At 59.1% G+C, this 15856-nt stretch carries 11 protein-coding genes; 7 read left to right on the top strand and 4 right to left on the bottom strand.

Annotated elements, in window-relative coordinates:
- Positions 1 to 658: 658 nt before the first annotated feature.
- The 3 genes from P6U25_RS11240 to P6U25_RS11230 all read right to left on the bottom strand — a co-directional run bounded on the left by P6U25_RS11240 (position 659) and on the right by P6U25_RS11230 (position 2825).
- On the bottom strand, positions 659 to 985 hold the full coding sequence (locus P6U25_RS11240; protein WP_407151266.1) for a hypothetical protein: 327 nt from the start codon (positions 983 to 985) through the stop codon (positions 659 to 661).
- Between the two features lie 873 nt (positions 986 to 1858).
- Entirely contained in the window at positions 1859 to 2062 is a 204-nt protein-coding gene (locus P6U25_RS11235; RefSeq protein WP_280973016.1) for a hypothetical protein, read from the bottom strand.
- Positions 2063 to 2444: 382 nt separating this feature from the next.
- A complete protein-coding gene (locus tag P6U25_RS11230; RefSeq protein ID WP_407151265.1) occupies positions 2445 to 2825 on the bottom strand; it encodes a hypothetical protein in 381 nt (126 codons plus the stop codon).
- Positions 2826 to 3547: 722 nt separating this feature from the next.
- On the opposite strand from P6U25_RS11230, the gene P6U25_RS11225 reads away from it, so the two are divergent.
- The 5 genes from P6U25_RS11225 to P6U25_RS11205 all read left to right on the top strand — a co-directional run bounded on the left by P6U25_RS11225 (position 3548) and on the right by P6U25_RS11205 (position 10182).
- Positions 3548 to 4384, top strand: a complete 837-nt coding sequence (locus tag P6U25_RS11225) for a universal stress protein (RefSeq protein WP_407151264.1) — start codon at positions 3548 to 3550, stop codon at positions 4382 to 4384.
- A gap of 509 nt (positions 4385 to 4893) precedes the next feature.
- On the top strand, positions 4894 to 5526 hold the full coding sequence (locus P6U25_RS11220) for a hemerythrin domain-containing protein (RefSeq protein ID WP_280973019.1): 633 nt from the start codon (positions 4894 to 4896) through the stop codon (positions 5524 to 5526).
- 616 nt (positions 5527 to 6142) lie between these two features.
- Entirely contained in the window at positions 6143 to 7495 is a 1353-nt protein-coding gene (gene hemN, locus P6U25_RS11215; protein WP_280973020.1) for an oxygen-independent coproporphyrinogen III oxidase, read from the top strand.
- A 1189-nt stretch (positions 7496 to 8684) separates the two neighbouring features.
- Positions 8685 to 9428 carry a thermonuclease family protein gene (locus P6U25_RS11210; RefSeq protein WP_280980467.1) on the top strand — a complete coding sequence of 248 codons (744 nt, stop codon included), beginning with the start codon at positions 8685 to 8687 and terminating at the stop codon, positions 9426 to 9428.
- Positions 9429 to 9438: 10 nt separating this feature from the next.
- A complete protein-coding gene (locus P6U25_RS11205; protein WP_280980468.1) occupies positions 9439 to 10182 on the top strand; it encodes a carbonic anhydrase in 744 nt (247 codons plus the stop codon).
- A 1521-nt stretch (positions 10183 to 11703) separates the two neighbouring features.
- On the opposite strand, the gene P6U25_RS11200 is transcribed toward P6U25_RS11205, so the two are convergent.
- Positions 11704 to 12858, bottom strand: coding sequence for an 8-amino-7-oxononanoate synthase (locus P6U25_RS11200; RefSeq protein ID WP_280980469.1), 1155 nt, complete (start codon positions 12856 to 12858; stop codon positions 11704 to 11706).
- A 1004-nt stretch (positions 12859 to 13862) separates the two neighbouring features.
- Between P6U25_RS11200 and P6U25_RS11195 the strand changes: the two genes are divergently transcribed.
- Both P6U25_RS11195 and pabB read left to right on the top strand, forming a co-directional pair.
- On the top strand, positions 13863 to 14234 hold the full coding sequence (locus P6U25_RS11195) for a Dabb family protein (protein ID WP_280973025.1): 372 nt from the start codon (positions 13863 to 13865) through the stop codon (positions 14232 to 14234).
- A 145-nt stretch (positions 14235 to 14379) separates the two neighbouring features.
- Positions 14380 to 15732 carry an aminodeoxychorismate synthase component I gene (gene pabB / locus P6U25_RS11190; protein ID WP_407152493.1) on the top strand — a complete coding sequence of 451 codons (1353 nt, stop codon included), beginning with the start codon at positions 14380 to 14382 and terminating at the stop codon, positions 15730 to 15732.
- Positions 15733 to 15856: the final 124 nt, after the last annotated feature.

The raw sequence follows: 15856 nt of genomic DNA, 5'->3' as shown, positions 1-15856 counted from the left end.
CGCGGACATGCACACCATGATGGCGTTCGTCGAGACCCGGAAGTGCGCACTGGCCGGATTGACGCCTTGGGGTAAACGATTGCGGATTTGCGATACGCAACCGATGCACCGCTGTTGATCATGTCATTCACGATGGTATCCACGGCGTTGTCGAGAGCATGATGCCGAAGATCTGAGCACAGTCCGGCGGCGCTGGATGTTGTCGATGTGCGGCCCGATCAGATGGAACAGCGCTACGAATAGTCAAGCCCCTCAGCGCGCTTCTTGGAGATTAGTACGAGCCCCCACGAAGCGGGCGCTGCAGATCGACTGGAGCCCATATATCGAGGCCACGACAATTGCGTTGGCGCCGAACGCCAGGTTTGTCCATTGCGCTATAAGACGCCCAGAGCCGATCAGAGCTGACTCCAAGGAACGGCAAGCTCAGCACCCGTGGCGTAAAGTGTTAAGCGATCACTGGCCCACAAGTTGGGCGATGCAGGGGCACAGCCAGGCCGCTCATCTTCGGATCGAACAATGGCTATCGGATCGTATCCCCGAGCACGACGGATTGGCATCAATCCCCAACGTACTGCAGGTGTTGTCCGCCTCACGAGCGAGGGCGTGCAGCGTCGCCTCGTTCGGGCAGTATTTCACGGCACTTGCCGGCTTCTCTCGTTTAAGGCTGGCCGCACATCGGGCCTTGACGTGGCAACAGTCCACATACGCGCTGAAGATCGCGCAACACGTCGCCTTGCGCGGAGGCAAGCGATTCCTCGGAAATGCCGGCACGCGCGAGACGCTTGCTCAAGAGCTCGGGCAAGCTCGGACTTTGCGCCAGCGCTCGAAAATCGGACGTGGAGAGATTAAGCTCCCGCGCGATAAAGTCGATGTCCTGCCGGCTCAAGTAAGCCAATTCTGATTGCTGGGAGAGGCTCGCCCGTAACCTGCGGAGCAGATTTTTGAACAGTCCAGAACCACGAATATGTGCAGGTTGAGTAACCATGCGCGATACTTCTCAAGCTTGCTTTAGCTGCCCGAGCCTGGCTGGTTTTTGACATCCATCAAATAGGACCCCGACTTGCGGGAAGAAACTCCCCGGGTAACGCCCACCGAAATGCATCTGCGGCGACAGCGAGCTAGCTACGTTCCCTGGTGACAAAAACCCGTCTATCGGTGGCGATAGCCCCGCTGGCCAACAAGGATTGGCGACAGAGAAGTCTCCCTAATCTCATGTTCGCGAGCAACTGAAAACCAACGCGTTGTCGCTCTTGAGGGCCCCTCAGCGGCCGCGATCGCATAGCCAGTGATCAGGTTGATGCGAGCCTACACGATGCCGCCGAGACTCGGTTCTTCAGTGCTCATAGCTGTGGCCGCGACCAGTGCCGGAAAGACCATCGACAATCCGCGGTAAGCAATCAATCCGCCAACTGCTTCGCAGCCCACGTCACCACACGTCTCGCCCTGATCTACAGCGAACCAGTGCGATTCTCCTTCGATTCTCTTCCCACCAGAATCCTCACATCATTGCGCATTCGAGATTTTGATCTCGCTCAATCCGATTGCGCACCGGCCTGATAAGGTACCACGCGGGGGGATGAAGGCACGCTTAAAACGCATAGGACACACCATTCATGATACACATTCTCCCGGCGTCGATCGGTCTGATCTTGGTCATTATCATCACATCCGCTCAGATGGCTGCACTGCCCCGGCCGATTCAGCGGAGACATCCAGCTAGCCTCGCCGGCTCGTCGCCGCCGTCCATTCTACGCCGCGTTTGACGTTCGTTGACCTGCAACATGGGTCGGTTGCGTCTTGCCATCGCGGGCGAGACAGGCGATGCGGACCGCACTGCCCGGAAGATTGCTTGATCTTGTCAACCAGCAACGATGAACGGCACCGCGGAGCCGGTCGCCATCTCACTTGGGAACGCATCGAAACGGCGCCCTTTGATCGCGTGTTGGAGATTGCCGTGATCGAGGGGAACATCATTCACCGGCTGGTCTTCCCCTGCCGCCGCAGCTTCGGTGGCTGGATCAAGGTACAGACGGGAGAACGCGTCGCCGTGCAGCCCACCCATTGGCGCGTCTGGTGCGAATAGCATCGGATGTCATCACCGCGGATCGGGACGCATCTGCTGGCTCGACTGCCACCCTGGAAGCCGCAATGCAATCGGCACGATCGCACCAGGCGAGTTCCGAGCACCGCGCTAATTTAGATCGCTCGCCACGGCCTTGAAACACGAGTGGCGCAAGCCAAGGACAATTGAGAGCGGCGAGGTTCGCGGCACAATCCTCAGCTACCTCCGAGCCACCTGCAACTTCTTCATTATCCCGCCAGTGAGAGCTTCACTCGAGAGTGTGCCGACCGCCCCCATTCGAAATTTCGCGGTTGATCGGCTCGATGTACTCGGGCACCACCCTCATCGTGTCTTGGCCGACTTTCTGGTTGCTCTCCTACATTCAGTCGAGGTGGAATCGCTTTCGTCCCAATGCCACGATTTCCCGGTCGCTCGGCCGATCGCACGGCTCAACGTGCACGGTGAGGTCCGGCCGCGCCCTTATCAGAAAGTGCATAAGGTCGGTCTTCTCGGCACCTGGCCCAATGATGAGTAGATCAGTGCAGCCGCCGACAGCTTCGCCGACCCTGATGAAGAATGTGGGATCTTCATGGATGCAGCCAGGGCCGGTCGTATTCGCTTTGTGATGCAGCTGCTGGGATGGCAAACGCGCACGCACGGCCGTTGCGCTGGCGCCTGTCATTCCGACAGAAAATATCTTGGCTATGAAGTGATCGATCCAGATGACTGAGTGCACATGCGTTCGAACTGTCATTCCGCTCATGAACTGGCTCCAATATCCCCTCTCGCGGTTTACTCCCTCAATCGGAGCACTGCCGCCGCAAGCCTTACTGCGGCTGACGCACCGATTGCGGTTCCTGCGGCGACGACGGGACCTGAGCAACGCCGTAGATGTCTAACGCCTCGGCCACATCGTCGACACTCCGTGGCAAACAGCGCGCCCGTGACGACCACACGTCGGCAGCTAGGAATGCGAAGGCTCCGACGAGCTTTCCGGGTCGGCCTCATTGTCCGATCTGTGCTGCGGCAGAATGGCGGTTTGCATGAATCGCGAGCTATCGCGACCAGCAGGCCTGTGTTGACATGCACGAGACGCAGCCAGTCGATCACAACGCCGGAACCCGCAGATTGGGGTGACATTGCGCGTGTAGTGGCTGCGCTCGACCGATTTTGCCACCGTAGAGTTCGCCTGCCCGAGCGATCGCCCATCGCATGGTCTGAATTGACGGCATCGTGGGGCATCGTCCGAGCCGCCACCCATGACGCGCGGGAACGGGTCTCGATTTCTCAGCTCCACCGATTACTAATGCGACAGGCATCATGCCGGTTCTCCTTACTCGGCATCAGAGCATTGCAAGAAATACGCCGCGGCCGAGTTGATCTCGCTCAAACGAAGTCGGCAAACGATTATGCGAAACGTCCAACTGTCCCCGCGAAGGCCAGGGTCTGACGGGCAACGCGTCCTTTCATGTTAGGAGAAGGGCAATGTTCGGAACCATACTGGTCCACATTCCCACGGAACTTCCGGTGCGTCCTGCGCTGAACGGATCGATCTCCCTCGCCGTCAGCACGGGTGCCCATCTCGACGCTACGGCGATCGGATACGAGAGAACGATCATGCCCCTCATTGCGACCGGCGGCGCACCGGTCACCTCGATTTTCGAAGTCGAGCACGACCGGGCGCTGAAGCGAGCTGAGGCGGCGATTCGCGTCTTTGATCGGGAGGCGAGGAACGCCGGCATCTCCTACGCGACCCGCGCGGTCAGTGCGGTCCCATCCGAGGCGCGCGCGCTCCTCTGCGCGAGCGCGCGCGTCCACGACGTGACTATCGTCACGCAGCCGCGGAGCGACCACGACAGCTATGATAACGTTATGCCAAGCGAGATCCTTTTTAGGGCCGGAGGTCCAGTCCTGTTCATGCCTTACGCCTTTCATAGCCCTTTTTCAGCCAAGCGAATCGGGATTTGCTGGGACAGCAGCCGGCTGGCAGCCCGCGCGGTGCACGATGCTATGCCGCTGCTGCGCAAAGCCGATGCTCTCACCATCATCATGGTCACCGGCCGCGGCACTGTCTCGCCCGAAAGCTCCTGCGACCATCTGGTAACGCATCTGGCAAGGCTGGGCCTCGCGGCGAAGGTCACCTCGGTCCTCCCGGTGCGCCGGTCGAAGCTCCAATCGATCCTCTCGCGCGCAATGGACGATAGCTTCGATCTCATAGTGATGAGCGCGTGCAGCTCCTCCTGGCTGCACGGAAAGCTCCTCGGCCGTATGAGGCGCGATCTGCTTCGGTCAATGACCGTCCCGACCTTAATGTCGCACTGAGCGAGGGATCATCCATGCGATTTTCCGCCATTCCCTCCTGCATGCTCCCAGCGCCAGCCAGATATGAGTCATCACGATCGAGGGCATCTGAAGCTAATGGCCGATGAGCGTCGGCGAACCAAATCAGCGACGCCGTCGATCCGACGGGACGTACTCAGGTTTCCTCTTCGTCACGAGCGATTGATCGAGACCCATCGATCAGATGCTGCGATGCTGCCATGCGGACCCAGGCGACGGGTCCTTTCCCAGATCAGCTCATCCAAGCAGCGTGTTGCATTAAGGAACGTTCGCTTGATCGGCAAGTCGACGGTTTTCCTGCTGCACCGCAATTGGCCTGAGCTGATCTGCGCGCGACGGAACGGCTGGTGAACTGCGGCCTCCTCTTTGCGACTTAGGCTGGCAGCGCCCGGTGGATCCCGGCTCGGATCGGGCTTGATCCAGCGCAATTGGGCACAATCGCTTTCAGCTTACATTGTCTAAGTCGAAGGTTCTTGCCTGGGAGCACTACAATGATCGTCGATCGTTTGCGTCGAGAGCATCGCAATATCGACCTGCTCCTCAACGCGCTTCAGCGCGAACTGGATATTTTTGAACGTGGGGATCGTCCCGACTATGAAGTTATTCGCGCGATTATCAGCTACTTCGAAGTCTACCCGGAACTGTACCATCACCCGCAGGAAGATTTGATCTTCGCCAAACTGAAGATCCGTGATCCGGATGCGGCTGCAAGCCTCGGAGACATCACATGTGAGCATCACGAAGGCGCTGATCGTTTGCATCATCTCGCTGAAGCGATCGATGGCGTTCTCGCAGATCGAGAGATCCTTCGGCAAGATGTCGGCAACATTGTGCGCAATTTTATAATGCACGAGCGACATCACATGACGTGGGAAGAACGGGATCTCTTTCCCACCGCCCTCAAGGTGCTATCAGCTGAGGATTGGGCGGACGCTGCTTCCGCCCTCAACGATCATGGAGATCCGCTATTTAGTGAGGATGCCGAAGCGATTTCCGACGCGCTAAGAGCGCACATTCTGGAACTCGCGCAAGAGGCTGAAGCCGAACGACGCTCGGCCGCGCTTTCATCCGCGATGGCGGTGGTCGCACGCGGCGGCACCGAGGCAAACGGGCCGTTGCCTTGACGGCGGGTCATCTTCGGCGATGTCAAGTAACTGCAAACCGGCGACTTCGGCGATTGTCGCAGAATGTGCATATTCGGGTCCCGCGCCGGACCACATCACACCAAGCCGGATGGGCATCGTTGCCTATAACCACACTGCATGCGCGAAGGCGCCTCCAAGTTCCTCACGACATGCCCGTTTATCGCCGGTTGGCAAACCTCGGCTGGATGGCGTGTCAAGACAGACGCCCACGACGTCGGCGAACGGACGAAGAGCGATCCCGGCGGATCGAGACGGCCTGCCTTGAACCGCTGTCACTTGCGGCTCGAGGCGATCCGACGCAGGCAACGGACAGGCCTCACCGAACATGCTGGGGGCGCGAACGGCTTTGGCCACTCTGCGCGATGACAGGCGCGAATGGGCCGCCACGAGAACTGCGGTACCTTGGTAGCACGCGCATATCGCTCGTACCTTGTCAGTTCATCCGCGAACTCATCTATGCGCCGTGTGGTCATCGCCTAGCCGATCCCGACTTGAGGATGGTTGCATGGGCACGCCGGGCAATTTTTTTGAGCAAGCGCAATGATCGTCTGCCGCAAGTCCGATAGTCGCGCCGGAGAGAAAGAAAGGAAACCGAATGCGACCGGATCTGGCAAACTCCTACGGGCAGGACCGGCTACCGCGCTACACCAGCTATCCCACAGCTCCGCATTTCTCGTCGTCGATCAGGGAATCAGACTACCGCGTATGGCTCAAGTCGCTGCGGAGCCGGCAGTCGGCATCGATCTACCTGCACGTGCCCTTCTGTCGCTCGATGTGCCGGTACTGCGGGTGCCACACGTCTGTCATGAAGCGGAGCGAACCGATCGCGACCTATGCGGCAGGGCTGCGCACTGAGGCCCACCTCGTCGCAGAAGCCATCGGTCAGCAACTGTCGATCTCTCATGTCCATTTCGGGGGTGGCACTCCGACGATCATGATGCCCGAAACCTTCGCTGATCTCGTCGGCGCGCTACGCTATTCGTTCCTTGTATTGCCTGGTGCCGAGATCGCGGTCGAGATCGATCCGCGGACGTTGACAGAGCCGATGGCGGAGGCGCTGGGCTATTGCGGGGTCAATCGAGCGAGCCTTGGCGTCCAGAGCTTCGATCCTTTGGTGCAGCGCGCCATCAATCGCCGGCAGAGCTTCGAACAGACCGCAATTTCGGTCGAGTGGCTGCGCCGTGCCGGCGTGAACCGGATCAATTTCGACCTGTTATATGGCCTTCCCGTGCAGACCGTCGCGTCGTGCCGGAACACCGTAGCCAGGTGCCTCGAGCTGCGGCCGGCTCGATTTTCGGTTTTTGGCTATGGTCATGTTCCATCGTTCAAGAAACATCAGCGCAAGATCGACGAAGCCTCTTTGCCTGACAGCGTCGCACGGCACCTCCAAGCCGAGACAATCGCGGAAGTTCTGGTCGATGCCGGGTACGTACGCATTGGCCTCGATCACTTTGCCCTCCCGGACGACAAGCTGGCTCTGGCGAGGCGGCAAGGCACGCTGAGGAGGAACTTCCAGGGCTATACGGACGATTCAGCGGACGCTCTCATCGGTCTCGGCGCCAGTGCGATCGGTCGCCTGCCCCACGGATTTGTCCAGAACACCGTCGCGATACGCGAGTATCTCGCTCGTATCATCGACGATCGGCTCCCAACCGCCAAGGGTTACCTGCTCTCGAAGGACGATCGCTTGCGCGCCGAGATCATCGAAAGGATCATGTGCGACATGTCCGTCGATCTTTCTCAAATACTTCGCCTTCATGGCCAGGATCCGGAATCGGCCATCATCGACCGTTCTCGGCTCGACAGGCTTGTCGCGGACGGCGTCGTGATCATGGACGGTGACCGCCTTACCGTCAGCGACGGTGCACAGTTCCTTGTCAGAAGCGTCGCCTCGGCGTTCGACGCTCATCTTCCTCGTTCGGAAGCTCCCCACACTCGGGCGGTTTAACTCGACTCGCCACCGTCCTGTCCAGAAGGACGACCGTCTCCAGACAGTCGCTGAAAGAGGCGCTCGGCGCACAAATTGATCGCACATCCAGCAGACCACTTCGTTCCGGCGCAGGACAATCGTATCTGTCGCAGAAGCAAGTGCCTGGCTCCTGCAGAGCCCACCCCGTTAAGGGGACCTTCGCGCTTCACTCACTCATTTCAAAGCAGATTCTGGACGAGCTCATGGTCCCCGGACGCACTTAAGGTGCGTCGAGCAACTCAACAAGCCTGTCAGCAAAAGAGCTCCGATTGCACCGATCCAGGCACGGTCAGCCATGTCGACGCCCGCTGGTCGAGCGCACCGCGCCGCCAAAGAACGGTTTACGTCGCAAACCTTCGTATATGTTCCCAAACCCATTCTATATTGGCCGCATACCGCCGCGCAATTGAGCCACGTCTCAACTGCGTCTAGCCTACCGACTATCGGACCAGCGATTTTCCGGCGCCAAGCGGTCGTACAGTCGAGCTCGCTGATCCAATGTCCAATGCAGTCAAGTCGGTTGAACGATGAAGGCAACCTCCTTGGTGGATCTGACGCGAATGCTCTGCTCGTTCACTGTCACATTTTGTCCGGATGACAATGGGCCGGCTCGTGACGTGTCGTCGGCGTTCCCAAGGACGCGACAGCCATCCAAGGTTACGCGAAGGAGACACAGACTCCATTACCGACTTTGTTGCACGCAAAGGCCGGGTTGACTTTCACGGGACGTTGTCCAAGTCGGCCAGACTGATCCGAGGCCCGATTTCGCTCAGCCATCGGGTTTTTCGCGACCACAGTTTACGGCGAATGCCCTCGCCGTAGTCGAGCCGTCGGTAGCCCTCCCTCTACCGATGGAAGTTGGCGCGATGTGTAACAGCGTCGCTCCTCCCGGGCTCACTTCCGCCCGGCCGCCGAACAGCGGCCGGGCGTTTTTTTTGCGAACGCGCCGAAATTCACGAGGTCGCGGTTCCGGAGCAGAGGGAGCCACTTCTTTATCGGAATAAATCCCTTGAACCTCACGTTGCGTCAGGGCGTAGGACTCATACGCGCGCTTTTTCAAAGCAGGACGCCGGATGGGGATGCAACGCAAGCCGAATAACAGACATGGTGCCATCAAGCGGCCCGATGGGAAGGCCGAATTGAACGTGTTTACTAGCGGATCGGTCAAATGCACACCGTTGTTGTGATGAAGCACTGCGTTGTCATCACGACGTTGCTCGCTGTCACCGCAGCTCCGGTTTGCGCGGCAAAACTCAGCGGCCCGGCGCGCGTCATCGACGGCAATACGATCGAGATCGAGCAAACCAAAATTCGGCTCTCGGGCATCGACGCGCCGGAAACAGATCAGATTTGCCTCGACGTCCATGGCCAGAAATGGGCCTGTGGCATAAAGGCCCGCGACGAACTTATCAAGCATTCGAATGGCCAACTCTGGGACTGTCATACCACAGGTGTCGACCAGTACGGCAGGTCACTCGGCAACTGCTTCATCGCAGGCGAAGACGTGAGCGCTTGGATGGTACGGTCGGGCTGGGCACTTTCATTGGGGCGATATACCCATAGCTACGATATTTATGAAGTTGTGGCGAGCAATGCCTATGCAGGCCTGTGGTCGGGGGCGTTCATCGCGCCTTGGGACTGGCGTCACCGCAACAAAGCGACGATCATCGTCGGCGCGAGCTCGGTACCAACCAACGCTCAGGAACTGCTGCTCGGACCCGATTTGCTGTCGGACCCGCCCTCACCCGAATGCCTGATAAAGGGCACCGTGGACGGCAAGGGCAAGCGCGTTTATCACTTGCCCGGACAACTCAGTTACGGACAAATCAACATGACGAAGAAACCGGATGAGCGCTGGCTCTGCAGCGAAGCGGAGGCCGAGGCCACTGGTTGGCGCAAAGCCGCGCGATAAGATGACCCATATGCGTGCAGACCTCTCCCCAAATATGTCTCGTCCGATCGCGATCTCCCCTTCTCGTCGTTCCCTGATGCTGCTCGCAGCTTCGGCTGTCGGCTTGCTGCTTGGCAACAGCATTGTTGATGCGAAGGACGTAAAGGCGCCGCCAAAGCCGGATAACTTGCTTTCGCCGGACGCAGCCCTAAAGCGGCTCATGGAAGGTAATGCCCGCTATGTCCAGGGCGTATCGCGCCGCGACGATTTCAAGCACGAGCGCGAAGTATTGGTCGATGGGCAAAATCCCTATGCGGCGGTTCTGAGCTGCGCCGACTCTCGTATAGCACCTGAACTTGCCTTCGACAGCGGACTTGGCGATCTGTTCGTCTGCCGCCTCGCCGGCAATTTCGCCAACGACGACACCGTCGCCAGTATGGAATATGCGGTGGCCGTGCTGCATACGCCGCTGATCTTCGTACTCGGTCATGACCGTTGCGGCGCCGTCGACGCCGCGATCAACTCGCTCAAGGACAACAAGCCACCGCCGGGGCATATTTCGTCCCTCGTCACCGCTCTGAGGCCCGCGGTAGAGGCATCTCGCCACCAAAGCGGCGATGTGTTCGCCAATGCGATCCGGCAAAACGTGATCGATAACGTCAACAAGCTCAAAACGGCAACCCCCATCCTGAACGCGGCAGTTGATCAGAACAAGCTGAAGGTCTTAGGCGGCCTCTATCGGCTCGACACCGGCAGGGTCGATATGCTGAACTGACGCGGACATCGGACGTTGCTTCGCGCGACTGCGAACGACCACACTCAAAGATCACCCGCGCCACGCACAACGACCATTTGATTTGGCGCAGTGTTGCGGCGAAGACAGGAGATATTCGAGTTCCGAGTTTTCGATCGAGGAGCCCTCGCCCGTTGCGGGCCTTACAAAATTGGGTGTGGCGATAGGCTCTTCTCGCCACAACCTAGGCCAACGCGCCGAACGTGGGCTGCGTCACACTTACAGTACAGCTTCAGGAGTAAGCTTTGATATGCGTGGGCTCTTAATCCTCCTCGTACTCTTGGTAGTGATGTTGGCAACGCGGGGCCAGTACCAAGATAGATTCGCGCCACGGCCGACGGCGTCAATACCTGCCGTCAATGCGCCCTAGCCAACAGAGTTGATTGGAGCGGCAGATTGCGCCGAGGCACGTTGGATTTGACCGGCCGCCGAATATCGAGTGCACTCCAACCCGGCAGGACAGACCCGGCGCGGAGACCGCTTCGTTCATAACGTCATGAATGGCGCCGGATCAGTCCGGCGGGCCGGCCCTCAACTGTTACCGCATGAAGAACTAATCAGCATCATCGACCCGAGTCTGAGCACCACCTTCCATCGGAACATCCATTCAGCGACGTGGTTGAATTCATCCTCGCAGATCGACCAGTCATAGCCCATCGACGCGGACGGGTGGGTGAGCTCGATACCATTGTCCCCATGGAGTTTCTTGCCGACGCGAGACAATCTGGCAAATATTCTCGTGGCTCATCTGCCGTTGCCGTCGATACAAATCATCCTGCTCAGGATCAAGCGGTCAGCCTGGACTGAAGACCAGATAGAGCAGGATTACGACCACGACAGCTGCCCAGCCCACCGACGTGAGGAAAATTGATGCTCGCGTTGGCATTCGGATAGGCTCTCCCGCATCAGGCAAACGAAGGGACCGCCGACGCCAAAAGCGGTCTGGTCCACCTCGCGCCATGACTTTGGACCCGCCATAAGCTCGGAACTTCCGCGGGTGTGAAGTAAAAACAGCTTGCGATCGAGTGGAATAGTTACGACGTTGCGAAAGCGACACACCCGGCGTACGATACGGACGGATCCACGAGCGCATTCTGCACGATTGCCGTCATCCCTCTGCCGGTCCGGTTCAGCAACCGCTCATGGTCCAGTCCTATCGGGACGCTCCGTTAACTCCGGTAGCGACGTTCACGTGTCCGCTGGGTTTTGTCGCCAGTTCTGGGGTCTGCGCGCTCCGACGCGGGGTCCGATGCGGATCAGTGAGAGGGGACGTGCAGAAACGCCATTTCCTTCGGTTTTCTATCGACGTCGCTGCTGTTTACCAGCCCAGGCCTCCCATAAGGCGTCGATCGCACCGTGCCCACGGGACAACATTGGTGCGCAACGCATGGCTTCATCATTGAGCTGCCTCGTCACGGGTATCTCGTCGCCATTGGATGAGCTGTTGGACGTATGGAAGGATGTGTCGCTCTGGCGGCAGCGCCATGATCACGATCAGCGGATTCACCGCGCGTCACCCCACGTCTCTTCGACCAAGGCATCAACCATATCGGATACATCGTCTTGTCCGACGTTAAGCGTCAGGGAGATTCGCAACCGGGCCGTTCCCACGGGCACGGTTGGCGGCCGTATTCCACGGATGTCAAAGCCGCGCGACTGCAGCGCAGAGGCTAGCCGCATCGCGCGCGCGTTGTCGCCCACAACGTAAGGAATGATCTGTGAGTTCGAGGTGGTCGGGCGGCCGCACAAAGCGAGTTCCCGGTGCGTGAACTCCATCAGATCGACCAATTTTTTCTGCCGCTCAGGCTCCTCCTGCAGGATCAACAGTGCTTCCCGCACGGCGACCGCCATCAGGGGTGACGGCGCGGTGGCGAACATGAATGGTCGGCAGTGATTGATCATAAAGTCACGCAGTACACCGGAGGCGGTGACAAGCGCGCCCGCTGCGCCAAGCGCCTTCCCACAGGTGTGGATCACCACGAGATTTTCTCGCCCTTCATAGGGCTCGGTGAGCCCTCGCCCCTGCTTGCCGTAAACGCCTGTGGCATGAGCCTCGTCCACCACCAGGAACGCCTCGTGTCGTTCGGCGATTGCCATCAGATCCTTCAGCGGCGCAAAATCGCCGTCCATGCTGTACAGGCTTTCCACCACGATCCAGACGCGCCCCATTCCGCCCTTGGCGCGCCAGTGGCCAATCGTGTCTTCGACCGACTGGGGCTCGTTATGGCCGCTTATCTGGCACTTGGCTCGACCGGCTCGCGCGCCTTCATGGATACTGGCATGCACGAGCGAATCGATAACAAGTAGGTCGCCTTGCTGCGGCAGCGTTGTCAGAACAGCAAAATTGGCGATGTAACCGCCGCCGAAGAAAAGGGCTGATTCGGCTCTGAAGAACTGCGCCGCTTCAGCTTCAAGAGCTTCGTGCTCTTCACAATTGCCGCGCAGGAGCCGCGATCCACCTGCGCCAATTGGCGTGCCGGCCCCAAGCGCGGCGAACAGAGCCTCTTTCATGCGCGGCGCGCTCGCCAGTGCCAGATAATCATTCGATGCAAAATCGAGTCCTGTGCGCGGCTTCAGCCCGCGCAGCCGGTCATCGTCCTTCAGGGCCTCCAAGGCCGTGACATAGCGGTTAAGCTTGCCGATGTAGGTTGGGTTCATTGCTCACTCCGCCCGATGCCATCATCGCGATGACGGCCTCATGGCCGCAAAACGACAGATGAAAGATCCACAATTGTCTCCGTCAACCGGCACAACTCAGGGCCCTGCACGTTTCGCTCTCTCGCGCGTTCACCTCTCTGCGGATGCCGCAACTCGTGTATCCACCATTCGGGTCTGATTGGAATCATTGGGCACACCTTGATTACATCGATGACAGGGTGCGCTTCGCTTCGATATTGGTCGGTTTCTGCGTGTTTGTTGATCAGGTATCCTGTCGCTTTGAGCACCGCGATGGATCGAATCCTGATAGTGCAGATCGGCTTCTGTCACGCGACGAACTTGCAAGAAGATCCAATGCGCGCCGTCCCAAAACGCGCAGCGCCTGCACGTCATCGGTCATGAACTGACGTCCGGCGACGAGGACGCGTGCCCGGATGCGTCAGGGTTTGGGTCGTCGCGAGCAAGCGTGCCGGTGCGGTCGGATCGAGGCACTCAGCGGCAGCGTCGCTCATCGGCATACGATTGGCTTCGTTGCACAAAGCGGATCGGCAAGCAGGGCGAACATGCCGAGGCAACCATCGACACGCTCGCCCATGCCGTGCCGCCCCCGCCGCGTACCTCAATGCCAGCGCCATGCAGAGACGTCCGCACCCGCGATCGTTCGCACCTTAAAGGGCCTTTTCCGAATGCCGCCGAGAGAACGAGAACCAGAGAATAGCGCGGGCAATTCCGCACTCCGCGTCGTGTTGTTGGCATATTGCGCTTCGCTATGCGCGCGCAAACTTCGTTCAGAACGGACAAATGCGCCCGCACTTAGCGGTGCGTGACCTAATCGCATCATAAACGTACGATACGTACTATATCTTTCCTAGCGCGACCGCCCACTTCGTCGTCTCGAACCACCAACCGCCATCCCGCGTGTTGCGCCAGGCCGGAGCGGCGTTGCGAAGCCGTCGATCTCAAGATAGTTATCTGACCGATCTGCGACAGAAGCTCCCTCACCCATGATTCGTCACATCGTCTTGTTTGCTGCCAAGGATGAGGCTCGGCTTGATCAGCTCATCGAAGGCTTGGCGGTACTCACCACAATCCCGCATGCACGCCGCATCGAGATTGCTCACAATCGCAAGACCGACCAGTTCGACAACGATATCGACGTCGTGGTCTATGCGGAGTTCAACAACGAGACGGAGCTCGCGGCCTACAAAGCGCACGGCCTGTACCAGCAGGCGATCAGGCTGGTAAGGCCGTTTCGGGAGCTGCGGTTCGCGGCCGACTACAATGTATCCACAGATGCGCGCTACGCGGCGATAGGAGGAATGATTCAACTTTGCCGACGCACCGCGCCTACACGCGAGCGACCACCCGACAATTGACGTCAAGGACTTACGGGATCCCGGCGAGCGGCGCTCTCGCTTTGGGATGGGACTCACAATGGAAGCGCCTCGGTCGCCAGTGATTTTCGTGACAAATCGTTCAACGCACATCCGAGAATTGCAATGGATCGCGCCTGTCACCGCAATGCGCTGCCTGGCGCACCGACCGCATCTGACGTTTCTCGATAGCGCAGCGATGCATACCTTGCTCGGACGTTACTCTTATCTGAGCTGCGAACCATTCAGCACTTACGTGGTCGAGAACGGCCAGGCAAGTTACGATGGAGAGCCCCTGGATGGCGACCCATGGGAAGTGCTTCGCAGCCTTCTCGCCAAGTATCCGCAGGAGCACGATCCCGATCTGCCGCCGTTTCAAGGAGGCGCAGCCGGCTTTCTTGCCTACGATCTCAACCGGACACTGGAGCGATTGCCGGCGCCGGCGATTGCCGGTCAGCATTTGCCCCAATCGATGCTGCACTTCTATGACGTGGTCGTCAGCTTCGATCACCGCGACAAGAGATGCTGGATCGTCTCGACCGGATGGCCAGAGCAGGATCCCGCGCGACGAGCCGAACGTGCGCGCCGTCGAGCCGATGAGTTCGCTGCATTGCTGGCCAGGCCACGGTCGCCGCGAATTGTGCTCCCTGGCACAGCGGGCGCATGGCGTTCGAACTTCAGCCGCGCGAGATACATTGCGGCAGTACAGCGCGTTATCGAATTGATCCTGGCTGGTGACTTGTTTCAAGCGAATATCGCGCAACGTTTCAGCGCCAGGGTGTCGCGTCTATTCGACCCACTTACTTTCTATTCCCAGCTACGTTCGTTGAACCCGGCGCCTTTTGCAGCTCTGCTGCGTTACGGCAAGCTGACCATCGCATCGAGCTCGCCGGAGCGTTTTCTCAAGCTTGACGGACGACAGGTCGAAACGCGCCCCATCAAGGGCACGTGTGCGCGGTCTACGGATTGTGTAGAGGACCGGCGCCGCGCCGAACTGCTTCTCGCGTCCGAAAAGGACCGCGCGGAAAATATTATGATTGTCGATCTTCTGCGTAACGACTTGTCACGTGTCTGCCTTCCGCACTCAGTAGACGTTCCGGCGCTGTGCAACCTCGAATCCTACGCTTCAGTACACCATCTCGTGTCCGTCGTTACGGGTGAGCTGGCAGACAATCAGGATGCAGTCGCCCTGCTTCGGGCCTGCTTTCCCGGCGGCTCCGTGACCGGGGCGCCGAAGGTGCGCTCAATGGAAATCATCTCCGAAATCGAGCAAGTGGCACGAGAGGTCTATTGCGGGGCAATCGGCTTCATCGGCTTCAATGGGCAGATGGACACGAACATTGCGATTCGAACTGTCACGATCGACGATGGTCTGGCCGTGTTTCACGCAGGTGGCGGGATAACTGCGATGTCGGATCCAGAGGCCGAATACGAGGAGACGCTCGCCAAGGCGCAGCGGATATTTGACGCGTTTCGTGCTGAAACGTCCGCCACATTGTGACTGTCATCATCGATAATCGTCTTGCTGGGTCCTTAAACCTTCCCTGGAGCAATTCGGTTGCACGCAACATCAGCCAGAACACAGGCAAGAGGACCGGCAGATGGACAGATGCTCAAATAAGGCA

The sequence above is a fragment of the Bradyrhizobium sp. ORS 86 genome (assembly GCF_045571475.1).
Taxonomy (GTDB): Bacteria; Pseudomonadota; Alphaproteobacteria; order Rhizobiales; family Xanthobacteraceae; genus Bradyrhizobium.
The sequence above is the reverse complement of the archived record's forward strand: the minus strand, read 5'-3'. Positions and strand labels throughout refer to the sequence as shown.